A 21,979-nucleotide genomic window follows, 5' to 3' on the forward strand; every position below is an offset into this window, starting at 1 on the left:
AGTTGGCGCACTAATGAAAAAGGGGCCCCGCGCGGGGCCCCTTTTTTGATGCCAGGACGCCGGGTCCTTACATCACCATCATGTTGGCGTTCAGGTTGTGCATGATCCACAGCGAACCCGCCACCACGATCACCAGGATCAGTGCCGTGAACAGCAGCGCGATCACGTTGCTGCGCTGCCCGGACGACGAGTCCAGGTGCAGGAAGTACTTCAGGTGGACCAGCATCTGGGCCACGGCCATGCCGAGGATGATCCAGAGCATGGTGCCCTTGTCCATGGTGCCGTCCATCACGATCTTGAACGGGATCACCGTCAGGATCACGGCCAGGATGAAGCCGATCGCGTACGACTTGAAGCTGGCGTGGCCGCCGGCGTGGCTGTCGTGCGCGTCATGCGCGTGCGAGTCGTGGGCGCCGTGCGCCGCCGGAGCGTTGTGTTGTGCCATCACAGATGTCCCATCAGGTAGACCACGGTAAACACGCCGATCCAGACCACGTCCAGGAAGTGCCAGAACAGCGACAGGCAGGTCAGGCGCTTGGTCAGGGTCGGGGTGATGCCCTTCTTCGACAGTTGCCACATCAGCACGATCATCCACAGCATGCCGCTGGCAACGTGCAGGCCGTGGGTGCCGACCAGGGTGAAGAACGACGACAGGAACGCGCTGCGGCCCGGGCCGGCGCCTTCGGCGATCAGGTGATGGAACTCGTTGATTTCCATCGCCATGAAACCCGCGCCCAGCAGGAACGTGATGCCAAGCCACACCATCACGCGGCTCAGGCTGCGGTTCTGCAGCGAGATCATCGCCATGCCGTACGTGATCGAGGAGAACAGCAGGATGAAGGTCTCCACCAGCACGTAGTTGAGCTCGAACAGCTCCTTCGCCGACGGGCCGCCTGCCAGTTCGCCGCGCAGCACGGCAAAGGCCGCGAACAGTCCGGCGAAGATGATGCAGTCGCTCATCAGGTAGATCCAGAAGCCATACACCGTATTGGCACTGGTATCGTGGTGCGCATGGTCATGGCCATGGGCGTCGGCGTGGGCCGGCGCGCCGGCCTGCGCGGGGATGCGGTCTAGGACTTGAGTCGACATGGTTCTCAGGCTTGCGAAGCAATGCGCTGCAGATGGCGCGTTTCGATCTGCTCGACCTCGGTGGCCGGCACGTAATAGTCGATATGGTCGTCGTTGCTGCGGTGGATGAACGCCCAGATCATGCCCACCAGGCCAACCACGACCAGCCACCAGATATGCCAGGTCAGGGCAAAGCCGAACACCAGGCTGAACGCGCCGATGATGAAGCCCGCGCCCGTGTTCCTGGGCATGTGGATCTTCTCGTAGCCTTCGGTCGGCACGGTCTCGCCACGGGCCTTCATGTCGGCGAACGCGTCCAGGTCACGCACCACCGGGGTGTGCGCGAAGTTGTAGAACGGCGGCGGCGACGAGGTGGCCCACTCCAGGGTACGGCCGCCCCACGGGTCGCCGGTCACGTCGGCCAGCTTCTTGCGGTCGCGGATCGACACGACGATCTGCAGCACCTGGAAGAAGATGCCCAGCGCCACGAACACCACGCCGACCACGGCCAGGTACAGCCACGGCGTCCAGGCCGGGTTGTCGGTGTGGTTCAGGCGGCGGGTCATGCCCATCAGGCCCAGCACGTACAGCGGCATGAAGGCGAAGTAGAAGCCGACCAGCCAGCACCAGAAGGCGCACTTGCCCAGGCGCTCGTTCAGCGTGAAGCCGAACGCCTTCGGCCACCAGTAGGTGATGCCGGCCAGGTAGCCGAACAGCACGCCGCCGATGATCACGTTGTGGAAGTGGGCGATCAGGAACAGGCTGTTGTGCAGCACGAAGTCAGCCGCCGGCACGGCCATCAGCACGCCGGTCATGCCGCCGATCACGAAGGTGACCATGAAGCCCAGGGTCCACAGCACCGGCGAGGTCAGCTGCACGCGGCCGCGGTACATGGTGAACAGCCAGTTGAAGATCTTCACCCCGGTCGGGATGGAGATGATCATGGTGGTGATGCCGAAGAACGCGTTGACGTTGGCGCCCGAACCCATCGTGAAGAAGTGGTGCAGCCACACGACGAACGACAGCACCATGATGGCGGCGGTCGCGTACACCATGCCCTTGTAGCCGAACAGCTTCTTGCCCGAGAAGGTCGAGATGATTTCCGAGAAGATGCCGAACGCCGGCAGGATCAGGATGTACACCTCAGGGTGGCCCCAGATCCAGATCAGGTTCACGTACATCATGGCGTTGCCGCCACCGTCGTTCGTGAAGAAGTGCATGCCGAGGTAGCGGTCCAGGCTCAGCAGCGCCAGGGTCACGGTCAGCACCGGGAAGGCAGCCACGATCAGCACGTTGGTGCACAGGGCGGTCCAGGTGAACACCGGCATGCGCATCAGCGTCATGCCAGGCGCGCGCATGCGCAGGATCGTCACCAGGAAGTTCACGCCGGTCAGCAAGGTGCCCAGGCCTGAGATCTGCAAGCTCCAGAGGTAGTAGTCCACCCCTACCCCCGGGCTGTAGTCCAGCCCCGACAGCGGCGGGTAGGCCAGCCAGCCGGTCCTGGCGAACTCGCCGACGCCCAGCGAGACGTTGACCAGCATGGCGCCCGACACGAACAGCCAGAACGACAGCGTGTTGAGGAACGGGAAGGCCACGTCGCGCGCGCCGATCTGCAGCGGCACGACCAGGTTCATCAGGCCGGTCATCAGCGGCATGGCCACGAAGAAGATCATGATCACGCCGTGGGCGGTGAAGATCTGGTCGTAGTGCTCGGGCGGCAGCACGCCGGTCGCGCCATTGGTGGCGAGCGCCAGCTGGGCGCGCATCATGACCGCGTCGGAAAAGCCGCGCAGCAGCATGACCAGGGCGACCAGGCAGTACATCACGCCGATCTTCTTGTGGTCGACCGAGGTGATCCACTCGCTCCAGAGGTAGCCCCACTTCTTGAAATACGTGATCGCGCCCAGCAGCGCGGCGCCGCCCAGGGCGACGCCGGCCAGAACGACCATGATGATCGGCTCATGAAACGGAATCGCCGACAAACTCAACTTGCCAAACATCATTGCTCCCAGGATTACGCGCCCGCCGGCTTGGCCGGCGTGGTCATCGACAGCTGCTCTTCACCGACGGTGTTGCGCGACGTGCAGATCGGGCCGCCCTTGAACCCGTCAGCGGCCAGTGCGGCGCCGCTGTGGCCCATGTACTTGTGCAGGACGTTGTGGAACAGCTGGTCTTCCACCTTGCCGTAGTACGTGACCGGCTCCTGCTCGCTGGGTTGTGCCAGCGTCTTGTAGCCGTCAACGCCAAGTTCGGTGGACGAGGCGCGAACCTTGGCGACCCACTGGTCGAACTCGTAGTTCGACATGGCCATCGCCTTGAACTTCATGCCCGAGAAGCCGCCGCCGCTGTAGTTGGCGGACACGCCGTCATAGGTGCCGGCATGGTTGGCGATCAGGTGCAGCTTGGTCTCCATCCCTGCCATGGCGTACACCTGGCTGCCCAGTTGCGGGATGAAGAACGAATTCATGATCGCATCCGAGGTGATCTTGAAGTTCACCGGGGTGTCGACCGGGAAAGCGATCTGGTTGACCGTGGCAATCTTCAGTTCCGGATAGATGAACAGCCACTTCCAGTTCAGCGCCACCACCTCGACGGTGACCGGCTTCTTGCTGGATTCGAGCGGCTTGTACGGGTCCAGGTCGTGCGAGGACTTCCAGGTGATGATGCCCAGCGCGACGATGATCAGGCAGGGGATCAGCCACACCACCACTTCGATCGCGGTGGAGTGCGACCAGTCGGGTTCATAGCGTGCCGAGGTATTGCCGGCGCGGTACTTCCAGGCAAACACCAGCGTCAGGACGATCACCGGCACCACCACCAGCAGCATCAGCCAGGTGGCAATCAGGATGATGCCTTTGATGTCGACGCCGACCTGCCCTTTCGGGTCGAGCAGCGTCAGGTTGCAGCCGGCGAGCAGGAGCAGGCCAAGGCAAGGCAGGAACCGCGTCCACCGCGGCAGTATGGGTTTCTTCATGTCACGACTGGTTTGGTTACACCGCGCTTCGGGCAAAAGCGTGGCTAAACCGCCTGATGCTCGCGCAAGAGGCGTGGGGCTGAGGGAAAACCGGAAGGACGTGTCCTTAGCTGGCGTTGCGGTCTGGCGGCGAATCGAGCGCCGGGGGACCATGCGGCCTTGCAACGCCATGAACACGGAAGGACAACTGACTGCGCGCGCTGCTGGCCCTGTGGGACCTTGCCGGCGCTGCGGCACCTGGCCGAAACCGCGAACGGTCCCGGCTCAGTACAGCGGCCGGGTAGCGTTGGAATACGAGGTTTTTGCACTTCCCGACAGACCTGCCTTCATGGCAGGCGCGGTTTTCGGCCGGGGAGCGCAACACGTAAAACATCGTGGGCGCGACTGTACCGCAACGCAACATTAGGGGTAAACCCAACGCCACAGAACACACTGTTCAGTTAACCGGACAATCGATGGACTGGGGCATCCAATTGCCCTTGATCCACGTCAACATCACAAATTCAGCTACAAATATGCGGAAAGCCGCGCTTTGCGCGGCCTTCCAGGGGTGCGACATGGCTGTGTGGCATATTGTCGCACCGCGTCAAACTGCGTCGCAGGTCACCCGTAGCGGCGGGTAATCGACTCCGCGATGCACACCGGACGCTCGCTGCCCTCCCGCTCCACCGTCACTTCCCAGGTGGACTGCGCGCCCACCAGCTCGGGCGAGTTCGGCAGCGGATCGAGGCGCTCGACCTTCAGCAATTTGATGCGCGCGCGCAGCTTGCTGCCCACGGGTACCGGTGCCGTGAAGCGCACACGATTCAGCCCGTAGTTGACGCCGATCCTGGACGGCATGCTCAGCGCGTTGTGCATGAACTTGGGCAGCAGCGACAACGTCAGGAAGCCGTGGGCGATGGGGCCGCCATAGGGCGACTCCTTCTTCGCGCGCTCCACGTCGATGTGGATCCACTGGTGGTCGCCGGTGGCGTCGGCAAACTGGTTGACCTGCTGCTGGGTCACTTCGATCCAGTCGCTGACCGCGACTTCCTGGCCCTGCAGGCCTTCCAGTTCTTCCAGCGTTGCGATAGTACGCATGTCGATAGTCTCCTCGTGACGGTTAAGTGTTCTTACGCAGGCCGGCGGCCGTACATGCCCATGCCCTTGACGGTGCAGACCAGTTCGCCGCGCTGGTTGGTGGCCTCCCACTGGGTATGCACCACGCCGCGGTCCGGCTTGGACTGAGACGGGCGGGTATCCAGCACCTTCAGCACGACAGTGAGCGTGTCGCCGGCATGGACCGGCTTGAGCCAGCGGATCTCGTCCACGCCGGGCGAGCCCATGCTGGCGGACTTGCCGGTGTTGCTCAGCACCAGCAGGCGCATCATGATCGAGCACGTCATCCAGCCGCTGGAGATCAGGCCGCCATAGATGCTTTTGGCAGCGGCCTCCTGGTCGACGTGGAACGGCTGCGGATCGTACTGGCGGGCGAAGGCCAGGATCTCTTCCTCGGTGACGAGGTAGGAACCGAGTTCACGGCGGCTGCCGACTGCAAAGTCCTCGAAATACAGCATCGGTTGTCTCTCTGTAGTGATTGGCGCTTGACTCGACTGCGCAATGATCGCATGGCCGTCTGGAGCTGGCGTCCGTATTTGCCGAACCCGCCCCTAACGGTCCCCAAAGAAAAAAACCGCGCCTGGACTACAGCGCGGTTTTGACTGGACTAGCAGGATCAGGCAGCTTCCTGGAACCCCGGCTGGGCAGCAAACCTGCCCAGGTGGTGATCGACGTCGCCGAAGGTGGTGTTGATCAGCGTCAGCCGCTTGAACATGTGCGCGGCCGGCAGTTCATTGGTCACGCCCATGCCGCCGTGGATCTGCACTGCCTCCTGGCCCACCGTGCGCGCTGCCTGCCCCACGCGCGCCTTGGCGGCGGAGACATAGCGGCGGCGCTCTTCCGGCGTCACTTCCTCGAAGCGGGCCGCGGCCAGCAGCGTGATCGAACGCGACTGCTCGGCGTGGATGAACATCTCCACCATGCGGTGCTGCAGCGCCTGGAAGCGTGCGATCGGCACGCCGAACTGCTGGCGCGTCTTGGCGTATTCCAGCGTGGCGGCATTGAGCGTATCCATCACGCCCACGGCCTCGGCGCACAGCAGCACGGCGGCATAGTCGGCCACCTGCTCGATCAGCGGGAAGGCCTTGCCGGCTTCGCCCAGCAGTTGCGCCGGCGCGTCCTGGAAGGTGATGTCGGCCGCGCGCAGGTTGTCGATGGTGCGGTAGTCCTTGATGCTGACGCCGGCACCTTTCGCATCGACCAGGAACAGCGAGAGGCCGTCCTGGTCGGCCTCGGCACCGCTGCTGCGGGCCGACACGATCAGCTTGTCGGCCTGGCCGCCATGCACCACCACGACCTTGCGGCCGTTGAGCTTGCCGTCGCGGGCGGTGACGCGCACGTTGTTCAGTTCATAGCGCGCCTGCGGCTCGTTGAAGGCCACGGCCAGCTTCAGCTCGCCGCCGGCAACCTGTTCCAGCAGCGCGTCCTGGCCACCGGCCAGGCCCAGGGCGTAGGCGCCGGCCACGGTCGCCAGGTACGGCTCCACCACCAGGCCGCGGCCCAGCTCCTGCTGCACCACCATCATGTCCAGGGCCTTGCCCGCGAAACCACCCTGCGCTTCCGGCACCGGCAGCGCGGTCAGGCCGAGCTCGGCCAGCGAGCCCCAGGCGGCGTCGCCATAGCCGGCGGCGCTTTCGTAGTTCTGCTTGCGGGACTCAAAGCCGTAGTCCTTGTCGATGAAACGGCGGACGGCGTCGGCCAGCTGCTTCTGTTCGTCGCTGAGATTGAAGTTCATGTTGCGTGTCTCCTCACAGCCCCAGAATCATCTGGCTGATGATGTTCTTCTGAATTTCGTTGGACCCGCCGTAGATGGAGGTCTTGCGATAGTTGAAGTAGTACGCGGCCAGCGGCGCGGCGTCGTCGTAGCCGGTCACGGCGTGCTCGGTCTCGCACTCCAGGTAGGCGGTATCGAACGGCTGGGCGTACGGGCCGACGGCTTCCACCATCAGCTCGGTCAGCAGCTGCTGGATCTCGGTGCCCTTGATCTTGAGCATCGACGCTTCCGGGCCGGGGCCCTTGCCGGCGGCTTCGCTCGACACCACGCGCAGCACGGTGATCTCCAGCGCCATCAGTTCGATCTCCAGCGCGGCCACCTTGGCGCCGAACACCGGATCTTCCAGCAGCGGCTTGCCGTTCTTCTGCTGCTGGCGCGCCACGCGCTTGAGGAAGCCCAGCTCGCGCTTGGAATTGCCCACGCGGGCAATGCCGGTGCGCTCGTGGCCGAGCAGGTACTTGGCGTAGGTCCAGCCCTTGTTCTCATCGCCGACGCGGTTCTCGACCGGCACCTCGACGTTGTCGAAGAAGACCTCGTTCACTTCATGCTCTTCGTCGAGCATGATGATCGGACGCACGGTGATGCCTGGGGTCTTCATGTCGATCAGCAGGAACGAGATGCCTTCCTGCTTCTTGGCTTCGGGATCGGTGCGCACCAGGCAGAAGATCATGTCGGCGTGCTGGCCGAGCGTGGTCCAGGTCTTCTGGCCGTTGACGATGTAGTGCTTGCCGTCCGGGGTCAGCTCGGCGCGGGTCTTCAGCGAGGCCAGGTCCGAACCCGAGCCCGGCTCCGAATAGCCCTGGCACCACCAGTCGGTGCAGTCCAGGATACGCGGCAGGTAGTAGGACTTCTGCTGCTCGTTGCCGTACTTCATGATCACAGGCGCGACCATCGCCACGCCGAACGGCAGCACACCGGGCGCGCCGACGCGGGCATTCTCTTCGTCCCAGATATGGCGCTGGGTGGCGTTCCAGCCGGTGCCGCCGTACTGGACGGGCCAGTGCGGTGCCGACCAGCCCTTGCCGGCCAGGGTCTTGTGCCAGCGCACCAGGTCGTCGCGGTTCGGACGGCGGTGGTTGAGAATCTTGCTGCGGATGTCCGCCGGCAAGTTGGCTTCGAGCCAGCTACGCACTTCCTCGCGGAAGGCGTTGTCGGACGCCGAGTAGTTGAGATCCATGCCCGTCTCCTGTGGTGCCGGCATGGCGTGGGGCCGCCGGCGGTTTGTTCTGCCTGCGCGTCATGCGCCGACAGCAACGGGCACAAGACGCAATTCAGTGAGCCGTCTGCTTCAGCGCATCCGGCACCACGAGCGGGAAAGTCTCGATGCCCTCATCGGCCAGCGCCTGCACTTCCTCCGCCGAGGCCGAACCGCGAATGCCGCGCTCCGGCGCCTCGTCATAGTGCATGCGCCTTGCCTCTTCGGCAAAGCGGTCGCCAACATCCTCGGTCTGTGCCAGCACCTGCTTCACCGCCTTCATGTAGAGCGCTTGCAGTGTCACCGGTGCGGCAGCCGGCTGCGCCGGCCTGGCGCTGCCTTCGCGCGCGGTCGCGCCCGACAGGTTCAGGCGCGGCGCGCTCGGCAGCCGCGCAACGGCGTGGTCGCCACAGACCGGGCATTGGACGAGGTCGCGCGAGATTTGCGACTGCGCCTCTTCCTCCGAGGCAAACCAGCCCTCGAAACGATGGTCATGCGCGCAGCGCAGGTCGAGCACCTTCATGATCTTTCCAGCCCGTCAAAAGCTATATTATCCGCGAATCGAAATTTTGTGAACGGTCGTGCTAAATTTTTTAGAACGACCGTTCGTACCAGCCGCATGGCGCAGAATCCGTGCGGCTCACCACTCACTATACGGCCTGGGGCCTTTTAACGCGGCAGCGGCTGTTCGCCCGGCTGCCAGGCACCCGAGATCACTTTTTCCAGCCAGAAGGCGCCGATGATGGTCTTCACGTCGGTGATGCGGCCGCTGCGGACCCAGTCGATCACCTGCCCCACCGGCGTGATGAAGGTTTCCAGGAATTCGCCGTCGTCGAGCTGCGCCTCGCCGTGCGTCAGGTCGCGCGCGAGGAAGACGTCGATGAACTCGGTGGAATAGGAGATGACCGGGTGGATGCGCGTCAGGTAGTCCCAGCGCGCCGCGCGGTAGCCGGTTTCCTCCAGCAGCTCGCGTTCGCCGCAGCGCTGCGCGCCTTCTTCCGGATCGAGCTTGCCGGCGGGGAATTCCAGCATCACTTCGCCGATCGGATAGCGGAACTGGCGCTCCATCAGCACGGTGCCGTCGTTGAACAGCGGGATCATCATCACCGCGCCCGGATGGACCACGTACTCGCGCCCGGTCTGCTTGCCGTCCGGCAGCCTGACGATGTCTTGCTTGAGGGTGAGGAACTTGCCGCGGTGGACCGTGGCCGAGGCGACACAGACTTCCTTCAGTCCGTCGTCGTTCTCGGTCAGTTCTGCGGGAGACAGGGTACCGCGGTGGATCTTGTCGGTCATGGACGCTCCGGATCAGGCAGGGCCCGGCGCCGACAAGACCGGCTTCAGGCCGTGCGGTGTTTGACGAGGTATTGCCAGGTGAAGCCAGGGAAGGCAAACACCAGCATCATGCAGGCGGTGATGGCGTAGAACTGCCAGCCCTGCGGGAAGGCGCCGCCAAGGCTGGCCTCCACCGCAAAGCCGGTGGCACCCGCCACCGCGAACCATGTGATCAGTTCCAGCAGCCGCAGCCACAGCGGCTTGCGCGCCTGCCGCAGCGGGATCACCACGAACAGGCGCTGGTTCACAAACGGCAGGTTCGCACTGATCAGTGCCAGCAGGATGACAAACCAGCCGCTTGCGGATGCGCTCATGGTACGTGGCGGATCAGGAACTCAGGGTCGCGCGAATGGCCTGGTAGCACAGGTTCATCAGCGCGGCCGGGAACAGGCCCAGCAGGATCACCGCGGCGCCGTTCACGCTCAGCATCGAGCGCAGGCCGAAGGAGGCTTCCAGCTCTTCTTCGCCGGCGGGTGCATCGAAGTACATCAGCTTGACGATGCGCAGGTAATAGAACGCGCCGATCAGCGAGAACATCACCGCCACCACGGCCAGCCAGGTCATGCCGGCCTTGATCACTGCGTCCAGCACCGCCAGCTTGGCGTAGAAGCCCACGGTCGGCGGAATGCCGGCCAGCGAGAACATCATCACCAGCATCAGGAAGGCAAACCACGGGTTGCGGCGCGACATGCCCTTCAGGTCTTCCAGCGTCTCGGCTTCGAAGCCCTTGCTGGTGCGCAGCAGGATGATGCCGAAGGTGCCCAGCGTGGTCAGCAGGTAGGTCACCGAGTAGAACATCGCCGAGCTGTACGCATCGGCGGCCCCGTCAGCCTTGTTGGCCACCACGCCCGAGAGCAGGCCCAGCAGCACGAAGCCCATGTGCGAGATGGTCGAGTACGCCAGCATCCGCTTCAGGTTGGTCTGCACGATGGCGGTCAGGTTGCCGATCGCCAGCGAGACGATCGACAGCACCACCAGCATCATCTGCCAGTCGCTGGCCAGCGGCAGCAGGCCTTCCACCAGCACGCGGATGAACAACGCGAAGGCAGCAACCTTGGGGCCGCCGGCGATCAGCAGCGTCACCGCGGTCGGCGAACCCTGGTAGATGTCCGGAATCCACATGTGGAACGGCGCGGCACCCAGCTTGAACGACAGGCCGGCGACGATGAAGACCACGCCGAAGGCCAGCATGGTGGTGTTGACGCGGCCCGACTCGACCACGCGGAACACCTGGCCCAGGTTCAGCGAACCGGTGGCGCCATACATCATCGAGATGCCGTACAGCAGGAAGCCCGAAGCCAGCGCGCCGAGCACGAAGTACTTCATCGCCGATTCCGAGGTCACGCGCGATTCGCGGCGCAGTGCCACCAGGGCGTACGACGACAGCGACAGCAGTTCCAGGCCCAGGTACAGGGTCAGGAAGTTGTTGCCGGTGATCATCACGATCTGGCCGCCCAGCGTGAACAGCGCGAGCTGGTAGAACTCGCCGGCAAACATGTCGCGATCCGCCAGATAGCGGCGCGTGTAGACCAGCGTCACGAACAGGCCGGCAGAGCAGAACGCGGACAGCACGTTGGCCATCGGGTCGATCACGACCAGGTTGGCGAACGCGTAGTGCGTCTCGCCGGCGGCGGCATTCAGGCCGAACCAGACGGTCAGCACCAGCGTGGCCAGCAGCGACAGCGGATAGGCCACGCTTTGCTTGCCCTTGCCGCGCGCAAGGTCGATCCAGTTGACCGCGCCGATGGCGATCGCCAGGAAAATAATCGGCGCCACGGGGCCGAGTGTCGAGGACGGTTGCATGTTGATTTCTCTCCCCGATTACAGCTTGGACTGTGCCGCGTGGGACAGCAGGTTCACCACGGACGCGTGCATCACGTCGGTAAAGGGCTTCGGGTGCAGGCCCATGTACAGCGTCATGATGGCCAGCAGGCCGAGCATGACGAACTCACGCTTGTTCAGGTCGGCCAGCTCGCGCACGTGCTGGTGGACGACGTCGCCGAAGATCACGCGCTTGACCATCCACAGCGAGTAGGCGGCGCCCAGGATCAGCGCGGTGGCGGCCAGCAGGCCGATCCAGAAGTTGAACTTGACCGCGCCCAGGATCACCATGAACTCGCCGACGAAACCCGAGGTGGCCGGCAGGCCGCAGTTGGCCATCGCGAAGAACACCGACAGCGCGGCAAACTTCGGCATGGTGTTCACCACACCGCCGTAGTCGGCGATCTGGCGCGAGTGCACGCGGTCATACAGCACGCCGATGCACAGGAACATCGCGCCGGAGATAAAGCCGTGCGAGATCATCTGCACGATGCCGCCTTCCACGCCGATGTCGCTGAAGATGAAGAAGCCCAGCGTGACGAAGCCCATGTGGGCGATCGACGAATACGCCACCAGCTTCTTCATGTCGGCCTGCACCATGGCCACCAGGCCGATGTAGATCACCGCGATCAGCGAGATGGTGATGATGAACGGGGCCAGGTAGTGGCTGGCGTCAGGCGCGATCGGCAGCGAGAACCGCAGGAAGCCGTAGGCGCCCAGCTTCAGCATGATGGCGGCCAGCACCACCGAACCGCCGGTCGGCGCTTCCACGTGGGCGTCGGGCAGCCAGGTGTGGACCGGCCACATCGGCACCTTCACCGCGAAGGCGACGAAGAAGGCAATGAACAATGCGATCTGCTCGTTCATCGACAGCTTGGCCTGGTGCCATTGCAGGATGTCGAACGTGCCGGTCTTGTTGTACAGGTACAGCAATGCGACCAGGGTCAGCAGCGAGCCCAGCAGCGTGTACAGGAAGAACTTGAAAGCCGCGTACACGCGGTTCGGGCCGCCCCACACGCCGATGATGATGTACATCGGGATCAGGGTGGCTTCGAAGAACACGTAGAACAGCATGCCGTCGAGCGCGCAGAACACGCCGATCATCAGGCCCGAGAGGATCAGGAACGACGCCATGTACTCGGCCACGCGCTCGGTGATCACTTCCCAGGCCGAGATCACCACGATCACCGTGATGAACGCGGTCAGCACCACGAACCACATCGACAGGCCGTCAACGCCCAGCAGGTAGTGGATGTTGAAGCGCTCGATCCAGTTCGCCTTTTCGACGAACTGCATGGCCGCGGTGGCGCTGTCGAAGTGGAATACCAGCGGCAGCGTGACGACAAAGCTGACGATAGAGCCGAACAGCGACATCCACCGCACAAAGCCCGGGCTGCGGTCCGAGCCGAAGGCCAGGATCAGCAGGCCGAAAAAGACAGGCAGCCAGATTGAGAAAGACAGAACCATTTCCTTGTTTTCCTTACTTGGTGCCTATCACTTGGTGCCGATCACGCCCGTGACCGTCAGCGTCAGCAGCACCAGCATGCCGACGATCATCGCGAACGCGTAGTGGTAGATATAGCCCGACTGCAGGTAGCGGCTGGCCGAAGCAAACGATGCCACCACGCGCGCAGCGCCGTTGACGAACAGGCCGTCGATCAGGCTCTGGTCGCCGCCCTTCCACAGGCCGGTACCGAGCAGGCGTGCGCCGCGGGCGAACACGGCCTGGTTGATGGCGTCCATGTAGTACTTGTTGTCGAGCAGCTTGTACAGGCCCGAGAAGCGGTTCTTGATGGCTTCGGGGATGTCCGGGCGCTTCATGTAGAAGAACCACGACAGCACCACACCGGCAATGGCCAGCCACAGCACGGGGGTGGTCAGCGAGTGCAGCGCCATCGGCACCCAGCCGTGGAACGCTTCCTTCAGCTCTTCCATGGCGTGGTGGTTCTCGCCGACGAAGATCACGTCCTTGAAGGCAATGCCATGCTTGAAGAAGTCACCGAACAGCATCGGCTCGATCGCGATCGCGCCAACGATCACCGACGGGATCGCCAGCAGCACCAGCGGCAGCGTCACCACCCACGGCGACTCGTGCGGCGTCTCGCCGGCAGCCAGGCCATGGTGGTGGTCGTGCGAGACTTCCTCGTCCTCGTGGTTGCCCTCATGGCCATGGCCGTCATGGTTCTGGCCCCAGCGCTCCTTGCCGTGGAAGACCAGGAAGTACATGCGGAACGAGTAGAACGCAGTGACGAACACGCCGGCCAGCACGGCGAAGTAGGCAAAGCCCGAACCGGCGATATGCGACTCGGCCACCGCCTCGATGATCGAGTCCTTGGAGTAGAAGCCGGCGAAGAACGGCGTGCCGATCAGCGCCAGCGAACCCACCAGCGAGGTGATCCAGGTGATCGGCATGTACTTGCGCAGGCCGCCCATGTTGCGGATGTCCTGGTCGTGGTGCATGCCGATGATGACCGAGCCCGCGCCCAGGAACAGCAACGCCTTGAAGAATGCGTGCGTCATCAGGTGGAACACGGCCACCGAGTAGGCCGAAGCGCCCAGCGCCACGGTCATGTAGCCCAGCTGCGACAGGGTCGAGTAAGCGACCACGCGCTTGATGTCGTTCTGGATGATGCCCAGGAAGCCCATGAACAGCGCCGTGATGGCACCGATCACCAGCACGAAGGACAGCGCCGTATCCGACAGCTCGAACAGCGGCGACATGCGCGCGACCATGAAGATGCCGGCGGTCACCATGGTGGCCGCGTGGATCAGTGCGGAGATCGGGGTCGGGCCTTCCATCGAGTCAGGCAGCCAGACGTGCAGCGGGAACTGCGCTGACTTGCCCATCGCGCCGATGAACAGGCAGATGCAGGCCACGGTGATCATCAGCCAGTCGGTGCCCGGGAAGATCACGGTTGCCAGCTGCTCGCGCGCGGCGAACACTTCGGTGTAGTTCATGCTGCCGGCGTAGGCCAGCAGCAGGCCGATGCCCAGAATGAAGCCGAAGTCGCCGACGCGGTTGACCAGGAAGGCCTTCAGGTTGGCGAAGATGGCCGTCGGGCGGGTGTACCAGAAGCCGATCAGCAGGTACGACACCAGGCCCACCGCTTCCCAGCCGAAGAACAGCTGCAGGAAGTTGTTGCTCATCACCAGCATCAGCATCGAGAAGGTGAACAGCGAGATGTAGGCGAAGAAGCGGTTGTAGCCAGGGTCCCCGTCCATGTAGCCGACGGTGTAGATGTGCACCATCAGCGAGACGAAGGTCACCACGACCATCATCATCGCGGTCAGCGAGTCGACCAGGAAGCCGACCTCCATCTTCAGGCTGCCGATGGCCATCCACTCATAGACGGTGCCGTTGTAGCCGGCGCCGTTCATCACGTCGAGCAGCACCATCACCGACAGCACGAAGGAAATGGCAACGCCCAGGATCGTGGCGGTATGCGCCACGATCCGGCCGCCGCGCGACTCCGAGGAAAACAGGTCGAAGAACTTGGTACCGAACAGGCCGGCGATCGCGGAGCCGACTAGCGGCGCCAGCGCAATCGCAAGCAGCAGGTTGGGGTTGAGCGTGGTTGCCATAGGACGCTTAGTGGTGTGCGGTCGGTGAGTCTTGGGTATCTGCGTAGTGCGCCACGGATCAGCCCTTGAGGGTATCCAGGTCGTCCACGTTGATCGTATCCAGGTTGCGGAACAGCACAACCAGGATGGCGAGACCGATTGCCGACTCGGCGGCGGCCACCGTGAGGATGAAGAAAACGAAAACCTGACCAGCCAGGTCGCCCAGGTAGTGCGAGAAGGCGACGAAGTTGATGTTCACCGCAAGCAGCATCAGTTCGAGCGCCATCAGCAGCACGATCACGTTCTTGCGGTTCAGGAAGATGCCGACGATGCTGATCGCAAACAGGATCGCACCGAGCACGAGGAAATGAGCGAGAGAGAGCACAGCGATTTCTCCGGGCTTTAGTTCTTATTGGCGGCAGCCGCGGCTTCCGTCTGCTGGGTCTGGCCTTCGGACTGCATCGACACCAGGCGCACGCGGTCGTCGCGGCGGGTGCGCAGCTGCGCCGACACGTCCTGGGCCTTGACGTCCTTGCGGCGGCGCAGGGTCAGCGCCACGGCGGCGATGATCGCCACCAGCAGGATGATGCCGGCCACTTCGAACGCGTAGATGTAGTCGGTGTAGATCAGCTTGCCGAGCGCGGCGCTGTTCGAGTAGCCCGGGTCCTGCGAACCGGCGGCCGCCACCGGCGTGGTGGTGCCGATGAAGTTGCGCACCAGCACGATCGCCATCTCGGCGATGATCAGCGCGCCGACGATCGACGCCATCGGCACGTAGGTCCAGAAGTCGCGACGCAGGTGCTCGATGTCGATATCGATCATCATCACCACGAACAGGAACAGCACCATCACCGCGCCGACATAGACCAGCACCAGCAGGATGGCGAGGAATTCCGCCTTGAGCAGCATCCAGATCGCCGCGGCCGTGAAGAACGACAGCACGAGGAACAGTGCGGAATGCACCGGGTTCTTCGCAGTGATGACTTTCAGTGCGGAGAGCACCAGCACCAGCGCAAAGACGTAGAAGATGGTGGTCGTGAGTTCCATGGTTCCTATCGGATCCTCTCAGGGCCGTTCGGCACAAGCCATCCCCTTCGGGTGGCCCGCTCCTGCGGCATCCTTGCAGTGGCCCTCTTCAGGAGGGCCGCATTCAAATTCGGTGGCAGCGGCTGCCAGCTTCGGCAGCCACAAACCGGTCAGCGATACTTGGCGTCGGCAGCCTTGGCCGCCGCAATCTGCGGCTCGTAGCGGTCGCCCACCGCCAGCAGCATGTCCTTGGTGAAGTACAGGTCGCCGCGCTTCTCGCCGTGGTACTCCAGGATCTGCGTTTCCACGATGGCATCGACCGGGCAGGCCTCTTCGCAGAAACCGCAGAAGATGCACTTGGTCAGGTCGATGTCATAACGGGTGGTACGGCGCGTTCCATCGTTGCGCACGTCCGACTCGATCGTGATGGCCAGCGCCGGGCACACCGCCTCGCACAGCTTGCAGGCGATGCAGCGCTCTTCCCCGTTGGGGTAGCGGCGCAGCGCGTGCAGGCCGCGGAAACGCGGCGAGATCGGCGTTTTCTCTTCCGGAAACTGGACGGTGATCTTGCGCGCGAAGAGATAGCGGCCGGTCACGGCCATGCCCTTGAAGAGTTCCTTCAGGAGCAGGCTGTTGAAGAAGTCCTTGATGGCGAGCAGCATGACGATTGCTTCCTAGTATTTCCAGCGGCGCGCGCAGCGGCGCGCACCGTCGTTTGGCCGTTCAGTGCCAGATGTTCCACGGCGACTTGATCCAGATCGCCACGATGATCAGCCACGCAACGGTCAGGGGAATGAACACCTTCCAGCCCAGGCGCATGATCTGGTCATAGCGGTAGCGCGGGAACGTGGCGCGGAGCCAGATAAAGACCGACAGCAGCAGGAATACCTTGATCAGCAGCCAGAAGAAACCGGGGATCGCATTGGTGACCAGGCTCGAGAACGGAGGCGCCCAGCCGCCCAGGAACATCAACGCGGCCATCGTCGAGATGATGATCATGTTGATGTACTCGGCCAGGAAGAACAGCGCGAAGGCCATGCCCGAGTATTCGATCATGTGGCCGGCCACGATTTCCGATTCGCCTTCCACCACGTCGAACGGGTGGCGGTTGGTTTCGGCCACGCCCGAGACAAAGTAGACAACGAACATCGGCAGCAGCGGCAGCCAGTTCCACGACAGGATGTTGATCCCCATGTCGGCGAAGTAGCCGGTGTTCTGGCCGTTGACGATGGCCGACAGGTTCAGGCTGCCGGCAACCATCAGCACCGTCACCAGCGCGAAGCCCATGGCGATTTCATACGACACCATCTGCCCCGCGGCACGCATGGCGCCGATGAAGGCGTACTTGGAGTTCGAGGCCCAGCCGGCCAGGATCACGCCGTAGACGCCAACCGAGCTGATCGCCATCACGTACAGCAGGCCGGCGTTGACGTTCGCCATCACCACATCGGCCTGGAACGGAATCACGGCCCAGACCGCAACGGCAGGCATCAGCACCATCAGCGGCGCGACCAGGTACATGCCGCGGCTGACCTGCGTGGGCATCATCACTTCTTTGAGCAGCAGCTTGAGCACGTCGGCAATCGGCTGCAGCAGGCCGAGCGGGCCCACGCGGTTCGGGCCGAGACGGACGTGCATCCAGCCGATCAGCTTGCGCTCCCACAGGATCAGGTAGGCCACGCACAGCAGCAGCGGCACCACGATGAGCACGGCGCGGATCAGGATCCACAGCGGCGTCCAGTACACGCCCAGCGCGCCCTGCCCTTGCGAGGTAATCCAGTCAATCATGTCTTCTTCTCGCTCTTGTTCTTACGCCGTGGCCACGGTGCCGGTGGCCGGCGCCAGGTCAATGGCCTTCTCTACGGTGACCGCACCGAACATCGCGCCCAGGCTCGTGGCCGCCGGCGTCGCAGCCGGCACGCGCACGGTATTGGCCGGCAGCGTGGCTTCGAGCACGGCCGGCAGCACCACGCTGCCCTGCCCTTGCGTGACCCGCACCGGATCGCCGGACTGGATGCCAAGGCTGGCGAACAGGTCGGCCGGCAGTGCGATCTGCATGGCGCGGCGCGCGGCAGCGGTCAGCTGCAGCGACTCGGCGCGGCGCACGATCGGGTCGGCGTGGTAGATCGGCACATCGGCGATACGCTCGATGCCGTTGGCAGCCGCTGCGCTGACGCGGATCGGCGCATCGGTGCCGTTGTCCAGCAGTGCGTCGACCGGGGCCGACAGCACTTCGGCACGCACCGACTCGGCGGTCTCGTAGTCGAAACCGGCCACGTCCAGCAGGTTGCCCAGCACGCGCAGCACCTTCCAGCCCGGACGCGATTCGCCCAGCGCGCGCACCACGCCGTTGAAGCTCTGCGGCTTGCCTTCGCAGTTGACGAAGGTGCCGGCGGTTTCCGTGAACGGCGTCACCGGCAGGATCACGTCGGCGTACTGCATGGCCGCTTCCGAACGGAACGGCGACAGCACCACCACCGTGCCGGCCTGGGCCAGCGCAGCGAGCGCCTTGCTCGGGTCGGCGGCGTCGAACTCGGGTTCGGTGTTCAGCAGGATGTAGGCCTTGCGCGGCGTGTCCAGCATGGCCTGCGCATTGGCGCCGCCCTGCCTGGGCAGCGCGCCGGCGACATGGCCGCCGACGGTGTTGGCGGCTTCGGTCAGGAAGCCCAGCGTGGCGCCCGTTTCCGTGGCGATCCACTGTGCCAGCGCGTGCAGCGCCGAGAATTGCGGGTGGCGCACGGCCTCGTTGCCGAGGAACACCGCGCGGCGCTCGCCCGAAAGCAGCGCTTCGGCCACCTTGGCGGCGCTGTCGGCACCGTCGAAACCTTCGGTGCCGGCCGGGGCGGCGACGCCCTTGGCCGCAGCCACGGCGCGGGCCACGCCCGCCAGGGCGGCGGTCCAGCCTGACGGTGCCACGTCGATGCGGGTCGCCGGCATCAGCAGGTCTTCACCGCCGGCGCCGAGCACGGCCACGCGGGCACCCTTCTTGGTTGCCTGGCGCAGGCGCGAGGCCAGCAGCGGATGATCCTTGCGCAGCGACGAGCCGATCACCAGCACGCGTTGCAGGGTGGTCACGTCGGCCACCGGCATGCCCAGCCAGGGCGTGCCCTTCAGTGCGGCCGAGAAATCGGTCTGGCGCAGGCGGAAGTCGACGTTGTCGCTGCCCAGGCCGCGCATCAGCTTGCCCAGCAGGAACAGTTCTTCCAGCGTGCTGTGCGGGCTGGCCAGCGCGGCGATCTGGTCGGCGCCGTGATCGCGCTTGATGCTGGCGAGGCCGTTGGCCACGTATTCCAGCGCGGTCTGCCAGTCGGTTTCCATCCATTCGCCGCCCTGCTTCAGCAGCGGGCGGGTCAGGCGGTCGGCGCTGTTCAGGCCTTCATACGAGAAGCGGTCCTTGTCGGAGATCCAGCACTCGTTGATGTCTTCGTTTTCCAGCGGCAGCACGCGCATCACGCGCTGGTTCTTGGTCTGCACCACCAGGTTCGCGCCCAGGCCGTCATGCGGCGACACCGACTTGCGGCGGGCCAGTTCCCAGGTGCGGGCCGAGTAGCGGAACGGCTTGCTGGTCAGCGCGCCGACCGGGCACAGGTCGATCATGTTGCCCGACAGTTCCGAATCGACGGTCTTGCCGACGAAGGTGGTGATCTCGGAGTGCTCGCCGCGGTTGAGCATGCCCAACTCCATCACGCCGGCCACTTCCTGGCCGAAGCGCACGCAGCGGGTGCAGTGGATGCAGCGGGTCATCTCCTCCATGGAGATCAGCGGGCCCACGTTCTTGTGGAACACCACGCGCTTTTCTTCCTTGTAGCGCGACTCCGAAGCACCATAGCCCACGGCCAGGTCCTGCAGCTGGCATTCGCCGCCCTGATCGCAGATCGGGCAGTCGAGCGGGTGGTTGATCAGCAGGAATTCCATCACGGACTTCTGTGCCTTGACCGCCTTCTCCGAATTGGTGAAGACCTTCATGCCGGGGGTCACCGGCGTGGCGCAGGCGGGCAGCGCCTTGGGCGCCTTCTCGACCTCGACCAGGCACATGCGGCAGTTGGCCGCAATGGACAGTTTACGGTGGTAGCAGAAGTGCGGGATGTAGGTGCCCAGCTTGCGGGCCGCTTCCATCACCAGGCTGCCTTCAGCAACCTCAACCTTCTTGCCGTCGATCTCTAGTTCAACCATGTTCTGCCACGCTTAGATGTAGGCCGGAACCATGCACTGCTTGTGTTCGACGTGATATTCGAACTCTTTCCAGTAGTGCTTGAGCATGCCGCGGACCGGCATCGCCGCGGCATCGCCGAGCGCGCAGATGGTGCGGCCCATGATGTTTTCCGCGACGTTGTTGAGCAGGTCCAGGTCTTCCTGGCGCCCCTCTCCGTGTTCGATGCGATTGACCATGCGGTAGAGCCAGCCGGTGCCTTCGCGGCACGGTGTGCACTGGCCGCACGATTCCTCAAAATAGAAGTACGACAGGCGCAGCAGCGAGCGGACCATGCAGCGCGTCTCGTCCATCACGATCACCGCGCCCGAGCCCAGCATCGAGCCGGCCTTGGCGATCGAGTCGTAGTCCATGTCGGACGCCATCATCAGGTCGCCCGGCACCACCGGCGCGGACGAGCCGCCCGGGATCACCGCCTTGATGCGCTTGCCGCCGCGCATGCCGCCGGCGAGCTCCAGCAGCTTGGCGAACGGCGTGCCCAGCGGGATCTCGTAGTTGCCGGGACGCTCGACGTCGCCCGAGATCGAGAAGATCTTGGTGCCGCCGTTGTTCGGCTTGCCCATCTTCAGGTAGTTCTCGGGGCCGACGGCCAGCAGGAACGGCACCGCGGCGAAGGTCTCGGTGTTGTTGATGGTGGTCGGCTTGCCATACAGGCCGAAGCTGGCCGGGAACGGCGGCTTGAAGCGCGGCTGGCCCTTCTTGCCTTCCAGCGATTCGAGCAGCGCGGTTTCCTCGCCGCAGATGTAGGCGCCGTAGCCGTGGTGGGCGTGCAGCTGGAAGCTGAAGCCCGAACCCAGGATGTTGTCGCCCAGGAAGCCGGCGGCGCGCGCCTCTTCGAGGGCTTCCTCGAAGATCTTGTATTCGTTCCAGATCTCGCCGTGGATATAGTTGTAGCCCACGGTGATGCCCATCGCGTACGCGCCGATGGCCATGCCCTCGATCAGCGCATGCGGGTTGTAGCGGATGATGTCGCGGTCCTTGAACGTGCCAGGCTCGCCTTCATCGGTGTTGCAGACCAGGTATTTCTGACCCGGGAACGTACGCGGCATGAAGCTCCACTTCAGGCCGGTCGGGAAGCCCGCACCGCCCCGGCCGCGCAGGCCCGAGGCCTTGACGTCGGCGATCACCTGCTCGGGCGGGATCTTCCCGGTCAGGATGCGCTTGAGTTGCTGGTAGCCGCCACGCTTGACGTAGTCTTCCAGGTGCCAGTTCTTGCCGTCCAGGCCGGCCAGGATCAGCGGCTGGATATGGCGGTCGTGCAGACAGGTCATGTTACTTGCCCCCCTTGGCAGCCTCGGCCTTGAGCTCGTCGACCAGGGCGTCGAGCTTGTCGTCGCTCATCCAGCTGCACATGCGGGTGTTGTTGACGATCATCACCGGCGCATCGCCGCAAGCGCCCATGCACTCGCCTTCCTTCAGCGTGAAGCAGCCATCCGCGGTGGTTTCGTTGTAGTCGATCCCGAGCTTGCGCTTCAGGTAGTCGCCAGCCCGCTCGCCGCCCGACAGGGCGCACGGCAGGTTGGTGCAGACGGTGAGCTTGTACTTGCCCACCGGCTTGGTGTCATACATGTTGTAGAAGGTCGCCACCTCTTCCACCCACACGGGCGGCATCTCGAGATAGCTGGCGACGAACTGCATGACTTCGGGGGAAACCCAGCCCACCTCGCCCTGCGCCACGGCAAGCGCCGCCATCACGGCCGACTGCTTCTGGTCGGCCGGATACTTCGCGATCGCGCGATCGATTTCCTTGAGAGCTTCTGCTGATAGCATGGTCATTGCAGTAAAACGGCGAAAGGCAGCGCCACCGGGCGATCCCTTCCGCAGGTTTGCAGCCGTCGCTGCCCGTTCCGCCGGCAGGCCTGAGGCCCTACCGGTCCGCCGCGGGTCTTCCGCCCGCCCCCTGGGGAGCGCCGCGGA

At 64.1% G+C, this 21,979-nt stretch carries 21 protein-coding genes; all 21 read right to left on the reverse strand.

Annotation, left to right across the window (positions count from 1 at the left end):
* Window positions 1-67: 67 nt before the first annotated feature.
* The gene (gene cyoD, locus ACZ5MJ_RS13070) at window positions 68-445 is read right to left on the reverse strand and encodes a cytochrome o ubiquinol oxidase subunit IV (RefSeq protein WP_464219824.1); all 378 of its coding nucleotides are present in this window, start codon (window positions 443-445) and stop codon (window positions 68-70) included.
* A complete protein-coding gene (cyoC, locus tag ACZ5MJ_RS13075) occupies window positions 445-1,089 on the reverse strand; it encodes a cytochrome o ubiquinol oxidase subunit III (RefSeq protein ID WP_432259654.1) in 645 nt (214 codons plus the stop codon). Before cyoC ends, cyoD begins: the two co-directional genes overlap by 1 nt.
* A gap of 5 nt (window positions 1,090-1,094) precedes the next feature.
* Complete coding sequence (gene cyoB, locus ACZ5MJ_RS13080; protein ID WP_464223717.1) at window positions 1,095-3,068, reverse strand: cytochrome o ubiquinol oxidase subunit I; 1,974 nt, start codon at window positions 3,066-3,068, stop codon at window positions 1,095-1,097.
* A 14-nt stretch (window positions 3,069-3,082) separates the two neighbouring features.
* Window positions 3,083-4,042: a ubiquinol oxidase subunit II gene (gene cyoA / locus ACZ5MJ_RS13085; protein WP_464219826.1), complete on the reverse strand. Its 960-nt coding sequence runs from the start codon at window positions 4,040-4,042 to the stop codon at window positions 3,083-3,085.
* Between the two features lie 603 nt (window positions 4,043-4,645).
* A complete protein-coding gene (locus ACZ5MJ_RS13090) occupies window positions 4,646-5,122 on the reverse strand; it encodes a MaoC family dehydratase (protein ID WP_464219827.1) in 477 nt (158 codons plus the stop codon).
* Window positions 5,123-5,154: 32 nt separating this feature from the next.
* A complete protein-coding gene (locus ACZ5MJ_RS13095) occupies window positions 5,155-5,598 on the reverse strand; it encodes a MaoC family dehydratase (protein ID WP_464219829.1) in 444 nt (147 codons plus the stop codon).
* Window positions 5,599-5,756: 158 nt separating this feature from the next.
* Window positions 5,757-6,875, reverse strand: coding sequence for an acyl-CoA dehydrogenase family protein (locus ACZ5MJ_RS13100; RefSeq protein WP_464219830.1), 1,119 nt, complete (start codon window positions 6,873-6,875; stop codon window positions 5,757-5,759).
* Between the two features lie 13 nt (window positions 6,876-6,888).
* Window positions 6,889-8,091: an acyl-CoA dehydrogenase family protein gene (locus ACZ5MJ_RS13105; protein WP_464219832.1), complete on the reverse strand. Its 1,203-nt coding sequence runs from the start codon at window positions 8,089-8,091 to the stop codon at window positions 6,889-6,891.
* 94 nt (window positions 8,092-8,185) lie between these two features.
* Window positions 8,186-8,632 carry a DUF1178 family protein gene (locus ACZ5MJ_RS13110; RefSeq protein WP_464219833.1) on the reverse strand — a complete coding sequence of 149 codons (447 nt, stop codon included), beginning with the start codon at window positions 8,630-8,632 and terminating at the stop codon, window positions 8,186-8,188.
* 146 nt (window positions 8,633-8,778) lie between these two features.
* The gene (locus tag ACZ5MJ_RS13115) at window positions 8,779-9,405 is read right to left on the reverse strand and encodes an NUDIX domain-containing protein (RefSeq protein WP_464219835.1); all 627 of its coding nucleotides are present in this window, start codon (window positions 9,403-9,405) and stop codon (window positions 8,779-8,781) included.
* A gap of 44 nt (window positions 9,406-9,449) precedes the next feature.
* Window positions 9,450-9,758 carry a DUF2818 family protein gene (locus tag ACZ5MJ_RS13120; protein ID WP_464219836.1) on the reverse strand — a complete coding sequence of 103 codons (309 nt, stop codon included), beginning with the start codon at window positions 9,756-9,758 and terminating at the stop codon, window positions 9,450-9,452.
* Window positions 9,759-9,771: 13 nt separating this feature from the next.
* Complete coding sequence (gene nuoN, locus ACZ5MJ_RS13125; RefSeq protein ID WP_464219837.1) at window positions 9,772-11,247, reverse strand: NADH-quinone oxidoreductase subunit NuoN; 1,476 nt, start codon at window positions 11,245-11,247, stop codon at window positions 9,772-9,774.
* Between the two features lie 18 nt (window positions 11,248-11,265).
* Entirely contained in the window at window positions 11,266-12,732 is a 1,467-nt protein-coding gene (locus tag ACZ5MJ_RS13130) for an NADH-quinone oxidoreductase subunit M (RefSeq protein ID WP_464219839.1), read from the reverse strand.
* Window positions 12,733-12,759: 27 nt separating this feature from the next.
* Entirely contained in the window at window positions 12,760-14,847 is a 2,088-nt protein-coding gene (nuoL, locus tag ACZ5MJ_RS13135; protein ID WP_464219841.1) for an NADH-quinone oxidoreductase subunit L, read from the reverse strand.
* Window positions 14,848-14,905: 58 nt separating this feature from the next.
* The gene (nuoK, locus tag ACZ5MJ_RS13140; RefSeq protein ID WP_018005450.1) at window positions 14,906-15,211 is read right to left on the reverse strand and encodes an NADH-quinone oxidoreductase subunit NuoK; all 306 of its coding nucleotides are present in this window, start codon (window positions 15,209-15,211) and stop codon (window positions 14,906-14,908) included.
* Window positions 15,212-15,228: 17 nt separating this feature from the next.
* Window positions 15,229-15,873: an NADH-quinone oxidoreductase subunit J gene (locus ACZ5MJ_RS13145; RefSeq protein ID WP_464219844.1), complete on the reverse strand. Its 645-nt coding sequence runs from the start codon at window positions 15,871-15,873 to the stop codon at window positions 15,229-15,231.
* Between the two features lie 149 nt (window positions 15,874-16,022).
* Window positions 16,023-16,514, reverse strand: a complete 492-nt coding sequence (gene nuoI / locus ACZ5MJ_RS13150; protein ID WP_042884667.1) for an NADH-quinone oxidoreductase subunit NuoI — start codon at window positions 16,512-16,514, stop codon at window positions 16,023-16,025.
* Window positions 16,515-16,575: 61 nt separating this feature from the next.
* The gene (gene nuoH / locus ACZ5MJ_RS13155; protein WP_464219847.1) at window positions 16,576-17,640 is read right to left on the reverse strand and encodes an NADH-quinone oxidoreductase subunit NuoH; all 1,065 of its coding nucleotides are present in this window, start codon (window positions 17,638-17,640) and stop codon (window positions 16,576-16,578) included.
* A gap of 21 nt (window positions 17,641-17,661) precedes the next feature.
* Window positions 17,662-20,025 carry an NADH-quinone oxidoreductase subunit NuoG gene (nuoG, locus tag ACZ5MJ_RS13160; RefSeq protein ID WP_464219849.1) on the reverse strand — a complete coding sequence of 788 codons (2,364 nt, stop codon included), beginning with the start codon at window positions 20,023-20,025 and terminating at the stop codon, window positions 17,662-17,664.
* A 12-nt stretch (window positions 20,026-20,037) separates the two neighbouring features.
* Window positions 20,038-21,333 (reverse strand): NADH-quinone oxidoreductase subunit NuoF, encoded by a 1,296-nt coding sequence (nuoF, locus tag ACZ5MJ_RS13165; protein WP_432259640.1) that lies wholly within the window; start codon window positions 21,331-21,333, stop codon window positions 20,038-20,040.
* Between the two features lies 1 nt (window position 21,334).
* Window positions 21,335-21,832, reverse strand: coding sequence for an NADH-quinone oxidoreductase subunit NuoE (nuoE, locus tag ACZ5MJ_RS13170; protein WP_078198488.1), 498 nt, complete (start codon window positions 21,830-21,832; stop codon window positions 21,335-21,337).
* Window positions 21,833-21,979: the final 147 nt, after the last annotated feature.

The organism is Cupriavidus sp. LA-1 (assembly GCF_055385985.1).